Annotated in this window: 5 protein-coding genes; all 5 read left to right on the top strand. The window is 55.8% G+C overall.

What is annotated here, in order from left to right:
• The first annotated feature begins 126 nt into the window (after positions 1-126).
• The 5 genes from WNB94_RS17025 to WNB94_RS17005 all read left to right on the top strand — a co-directional run bounded on the left by WNB94_RS17025 (position 127) and on the right by WNB94_RS17005 (position 5,405).
• Positions 127-654, top strand: a complete 528-nt coding sequence (locus tag WNB94_RS17025; RefSeq protein ID WP_341391569.1) for a hypothetical protein — start codon at positions 127-129, stop codon at positions 652-654.
• 186 nt (positions 655-840) lie between these two features.
• Positions 841-1,254 carry a hypothetical protein gene (locus WNB94_RS17020; protein WP_341391568.1) on the top strand — a complete coding sequence of 138 codons (414 nt, stop codon included), beginning with the start codon at positions 841-843 and terminating at the stop codon, positions 1,252-1,254.
• 1,386 nt (positions 1,255-2,640) lie between these two features.
• The gene (locus WNB94_RS17015) at positions 2,641-2,976 is read left to right on the top strand and encodes a hypothetical protein (RefSeq protein WP_341391567.1); all 336 of its coding nucleotides are present in this window, start codon (positions 2,641-2,643) and stop codon (positions 2,974-2,976) included.
• Between the two features lie 619 nt (positions 2,977-3,595).
• Positions 3,596-4,093, top strand: a complete 498-nt coding sequence (locus tag WNB94_RS17010) for a hypothetical protein (RefSeq protein WP_341391566.1) — start codon at positions 3,596-3,598, stop codon at positions 4,091-4,093.
• A gap of 703 nt (positions 4,094-4,796) precedes the next feature.
• Positions 4,797-5,405 carry a hypothetical protein gene (locus tag WNB94_RS17005; RefSeq protein ID WP_341391565.1) on the top strand — a complete coding sequence of 203 codons (609 nt, stop codon included), beginning with the start codon at positions 4,797-4,799 and terminating at the stop codon, positions 5,403-5,405.
• Positions 5,406-5,702 lie beyond the last annotated feature (297 nt).

The following is a 5,702-nucleotide window of genomic DNA, read 5'->3' as shown; positions in this document are numbered from 1 at the left end:
CCAGCCTAACTGTCAGGTCAACGCGGACGCAACCAAGGGCCATGCCTTCGGCATTTTCATGGCCCTTGCTTGTACCCTCCGCCCTGGCGGGCTCCGGCGCCGGTTACCTTGGTAGTTAGGCTCCCCATGAACAGAAGATCAGCCTTGATAACAACCGGCTCGCTATTGCTGCCGCAATGGCTGAAAGGTTGCACCCTGCACACACCAACACCGGCATCATCTGAAGAACTCTTTCTCGCTTATGCCGCTGAACACGGATGGCAAGAAGGAGCGGTGGACGCTTCGCTGCTCACATCCACAGCAGTAGGGTTCTTCAAAGAGGTATCCATTAAAGGCCTTGCGCCAGAGGATGGCGATCAACTTCTCTTTCAGTGGGGCACCTATGATTGGGGCCAGGGTGCATCGTTCGAGTTTGACATCACGCGGCAGTTCATCACTGCCGGGGCCGCGACCGATGCGGGTATCAGCCACCTACGCGTCACTGCACATTACCAACCGACCGCTGGGCTTACATCGATCAAAAGTGGCAACGTTTGGTGCAAAAGCAAGCAGGACAGTGGAGCCTTCGAGCAGTTGATTCGTAGTTCATCTAGCTTTGCTGGGGTTCGAGCCATAACCCCAAAAAAAGTCTCTGTGTCATGGGGTCCAGTCTGAAAAGCGCTCCATCAAAACTTTCCACTTCGCGCCCCAGCCTAACTGTCAGGTCAACGCGGACGCAACCAAGGGCCATGCCTTCGGCATTCTCATGGCCCTTGCTTGTACCCTCCGCCCTGGCGGGCTCCGGCGCCGGTTACCTTGGTAGTTAGGCTCACGTCAAACCACATCCCGCGATAGAGATAAATGAAAAAAATCAGGGCAAAATCAGTGCCAGACAAGATCGCTAAAGTGGTGGCCGCCTCCTACTCAATCGCAGGAATTGGGCTACTTGCGTATGGAGCAAAAGACAGCTTTACGCAAGGAGGCTCAGCGGAGTTGCTAATCACTTTATTCGTAGCACTTTTCGCACCCCTGGCAATGTTTGTACATGCGAACAAGAACTTCAGAAAAAGCTGGGCCAAGGCCATAAATCTGATAGTATTTCTAGCATTTAGTGCATCAGTGGCATTATGCGTTCTTGCGTCATATCTTGCTGCATGGACCCTCGCAATTACAACCCCACCACTAATTGCAGCTTACGTTACCTCCCTAATCGACATTGACGCCTTAAAAAATGGCTTCAATTACCCAAGAAGAAAAAATACAAGCAATTATTAAAAACACAACTTATACAATTTGAGCCCTACACGTGAATTTCAACAGATTCAACTGCAGGCTCACGTACTATGAAAACCTTCCACTTCGCGCCCCAGCCTAAATGTCAGGTCAACGCGGACGCAACCAAGGGCCATGCCTTCGGCATCTTCATGGCCCTTGCTTGTGCCCTCCGCCCTGAAGGGCTCCGGCGCCGGTTACCTTGGTAGTTAGGCCCTCGTTTCCGAAACTCTCTGGAAGTCAAATGAGCGATTTTCGGGAGGCTCTGGAATTTCTGGTTTTATGCCCACAACATGGGCTTCTTGAGCGGTTTCAACGCGCGCCAAACAAACAGAACGGCACGCATGGGGTCTTACTTTCGCCGCTCTGGTTGGCGGTCTGTCCTTCGGCAGCCTGCTCACCCATCAGCGGCGCACAAGTGCCACATGCCATTGACCTTGTGGGCTGCCTGTCCTGCGGCAGTCAGCTCAACATCCAGCGGCGCCAAAGTGCCATTCGCAATCGGCCTTCTGCTTGAACAAGGTCAGTGGTCTTCCACCAAGTCCGCGCGTCTGGCAAACTCTCTGGAAACATCAAAGGGAGCATCTGTGCAGCATCACTGCTCATCGAACCACGGCCAGTTTGCCGTGTGCTCCACGCCCTCTACTTCGCGCCACAGCCTAACTGTCAGGTCAACGCGGACGCAACCAAGGGCCATGCCTTCGGCATTTTCATGGCCCTTGCTTGTACCCTCCGCCCTGGCGGGCTCCGGCGCCGGTTACCTTGGTAGTTAGGCCTTCGTTTCCGAAACTCTCTGGAAGTCAAATGAGCGATTTGCGGAAGGCTCTGGAATCCTGGTTTGGTGTCCACTGCCTTGCCCTTTTGAACGGCTTCAACGCGCTTTTAACCGACAACACGGCACGCATGGGGTCTTACTTTGGCCGCTCAGGCCGGCCGTCTGTCCTTCGGCAGCCTGCTCGCCACTGTGCAGCGCCAAAGTGCCACAGGCCATCGTCGCAGCACAGGGCAAGGTTTGGCGTCGCGGCAAGCCGCCACGCAAACATCCCGCAGTCATGGCTTCGCCATCACTGCCAGGCATCTTCCACGACCCAGGTGGTAGCCAAGCCATGACAGCGTCTGGCACACTGCTCTCAAACATCAAAGGGAGCGTCTGTGCAGCATCACTGTTCATCGAACCACGGTCAGTTTGCCGTGTGCTCCACGCCCTCCCCTTCGCGCCACAGCCTAACTGTCAGGTCAACGCGGACGCAACCAAGGGCCATGCCTTCGGCATTTTCATGGCCCTTGCTTGTGCCCTCCGCCCTGGCGGGCTCCGGCGCCGGTTACCTTGGTAGTTAGGCCTCTCCAATCGCAATCCCGCTTGTACTTTCACCCAATTTATTGATAAACATGAGCGCCAGTGAATTCGACCTCGAGCTACAAGAGTTGCATCAAAAATCCGTGCATCGCCTCATCGCTGCAGAAGTATTTGATGCGGATGCCTTCAACCAACTGAAGCGCTACTTGTGTGAGAAGTCGAATGCAATCAAGCAAGAACACGTCATCTCCAAGCAGGTTGTATCCATAATTTTGGATGCAGCGCGCATTATTGAAAGTCGGGCAGAGTACATGCCTTCAGTACGAGAGCAACTGCCGCTTGCAAACGACTTTCACATGCTGCTTGGGCTTATCGCAATTGGTGAGGCGTGGGGCGATAGAACGCCAGGCGTGCCCAGGGTTCAGTAAGTTGCGAGCTACTGCCATGCCACTTGAAAATGCATGCTCCGTGGTTAAATCTAGACATTCCACTACGCGCCCCAGCCTAACTGTCAGGTCAACGCGGACGCAACCAAGGGCCATGCCTTCGGCATTTTCACGGCCCTTGGTTGTGCCCTCCGCCCTGAAGGGCTCCGGCGCCGGTTACCTTGGTAGTTAGGCCCTCGCGAATACACACGGTTCGGCGGCTTGCGCGATGAACCTGCAATGCTTCATGCCGGCACATGCCACCGCCAAATGGACCGCCTGTCCTTCGGCAGTCGTGCGCACCACCGAGTACCTCGGGTTGAGTGGCGCCCTGCTCTTCTGCGCAGGTTGAACGTGCATTAAATTGAGGCATTCGTCAGCGCATGGCTGACGCCATACGCAAAGGGAGGCGTTGTGGCACGGTTTACTTCGGCGGCTGCCAGTTCGGCACATCGCACACACCAGGCTGGCGCCTCGTGTTCGGGCTCGCTGGTCGCGCAAAGGCCCTGCTACTTGCACCTTGGCCTAACTGGGCGTTGCAGGGGACGCTCATACGTCCCATCGCTTCGGCCACGCCTTGTGGGCGCCCCTGAACTTGGTAGTTAGGCTCCTGGAGAAACGCGTGAAAGACTACCCGCGCTTGCTACGTCAAGCCTTCGTTCTCTATTGCTGCATAACCGCGACCCTTGCTGCAGCATTTTTAGCCCTGGTGTTTCTGTTGTTGTGGCTGTCGCCGGCTTCCGATTTGGCTGTTGCCACGTCGCTGGTCGGCGCCCCAGTTCTGCTGCTTCTTCTCCCCTGGCTCGGCCTCAGCTACATCTTCGCGAGCAAGCGCTTTCCCGTTCAATGGCACTGGCTTATCTCCACCATCGCCGCGCTAGCTGCAACTCAAGGTCTTCGCCTACTTCCATCCACGTTCAGGCTAAAACCCGCCAGTCAAATCCAGTCTGTCTGTAGCGCACAGCCAGGCGAGATGATTGAGCTGCCAAACCTCCTACACTGCGCCAGCACTGCATGGTCAGCTTTAGTTCAAGGGGCGATCATCGACGCTGCGACTGCAGGCGCCGTTCTGATAGCTGCGGCTTGGGCACTGAACCACCACAGACGTACGCAAGCTTGAAGCTCATACGCACCCCGCTTTCATCACATCTAGCTCCGCTCACCAGCCTAACTGGGCGTTGCAGGGGACGCTTCCACGGCTGCGCGCTTCGGCATCGCCTTATGGGCGCCCCTGAACTTGGGCGTTAGGCCTTCGTTTCCGGAACTCTCTGGAAGTCAGATGGGCGGTTTTCGGAAGGCTCTGGAATCCTGGTTTGGTGTCCACTGCCTTGCCCTTTTGAACGGTTTCAACGCGCACCAAACCTGCAGCACGGCATGCATGGGGTCTTACTTTCGCCGCTCTACTTGGCTGTCTGTCCTTCGGCAGCCTGCTCACCACCGCGCGGCATCAAAGTGCCACACGCCATCGGCCTTGTGGGCTGCCTGTCCGGCGGCAGTCAGCTCAACACCCAGGGGAGCCAAAGTGCCATTCGCCATCGGTCTTCTGCCTCAACAACGTCGGCGCTCTTCCACCAGGCTGAGGCGTCTGGCACACTGATCGCAAACATCAAAGGGAGCGTCTGTGCAGCATCACTGTTCATCGAACCACGGCCAGTTGGCCGTGTGCTCCACGCCCTCTCCTTCGCGCCCCAGCCTAACTGTCAGGTCAACGCGGACGCAACCAAGGGCCATGCCTTCGGCATTCTCATGGCCCTTGGTCGTACCCTCCGCCCTGACGGGCTCCGGCGCCGGTTACCTTGGTAGTTAGGCCGTAGGAGGCACATATGAACAATGAACCGACAAAAAGTGGGTTTCCTGCAGGCTACGATCCGCTGCAAGAATCTGGTCAGCTTTCACCTCCCAAGCCCGCGTCAGTAAAAATTTTTTCACTGTCGATCAATAAGACAACGCAAATTAGAGCCGCCGCAGTAATTCTACTTATTGTCAGCATTGAAATATTTATATCGCTTGCCAAAACTAAAATTCCCCTGCTTCTACTGGCCCCGCTATTCTTGACGGCTACCGCCCTGGTGATGTGGATAAAGGCGCCAGACGCGCCTCCAGCCAAAAGGAATCACACACACTTAGAGTTGGCGTTCTATATCGCCCTTTCTTTTGCTGCTATTGCGGCAGCCGGATACACGTTGTCAGTGAGCGAAATAACCTTATACAGCAAGCGAGGCAATCTATATGTGCTAACGAGCGTGACGCTGTGGATGACAACCATCGCCCTCGCTTGCGCAGCGATCAACATGCTTGCCAAGGTATACGACAACCTCACACAACACCGTCTTGCCAGCGTATGTATCTACATTTCAGCCATCGCTCAGTGGGTTGGATGGGCGGCAATGTCTGCTGTCTTCGCTAGCTTGTGGGCCCCAATACGCTCTTGACCCAGGGCCACCCCGCAGATTGAAACGTGAAGTGCAATACCCAAAATGCAGGCAATCGTACCATCAAAACCTTCCACTCCGCACCCCAGCCTAACTGTCAGGTCAACGCGGACGCAACCAAGGGCCATGCCTTCGGCATTTTCATGGCCCTTGCTTGTGCCCTCCGCCCTGGCGGACTCCGGCGCCGGTTACCTTGGTAGTTAGGCTCTTCGCAAACACAGGCATCTGCCCATTCGTTAGGCTCTCATCAACTTGTGCCGTCAGGCAATATTTTTTTTCATGGGCTACTACGACACC

Origin of the sequence: Aquabacterium sp. A3, assembly GCF_038069945.1 — a bacterium.
Lineage (GTDB): Bacteria > Pseudomonadota > Gammaproteobacteria > Burkholderiales > Burkholderiaceae_C > Aquabacterium.
Note: the sequence above shows the minus strand (reverse complement) of the source record. Positions and strands in the feature narration are given on the sequence as shown.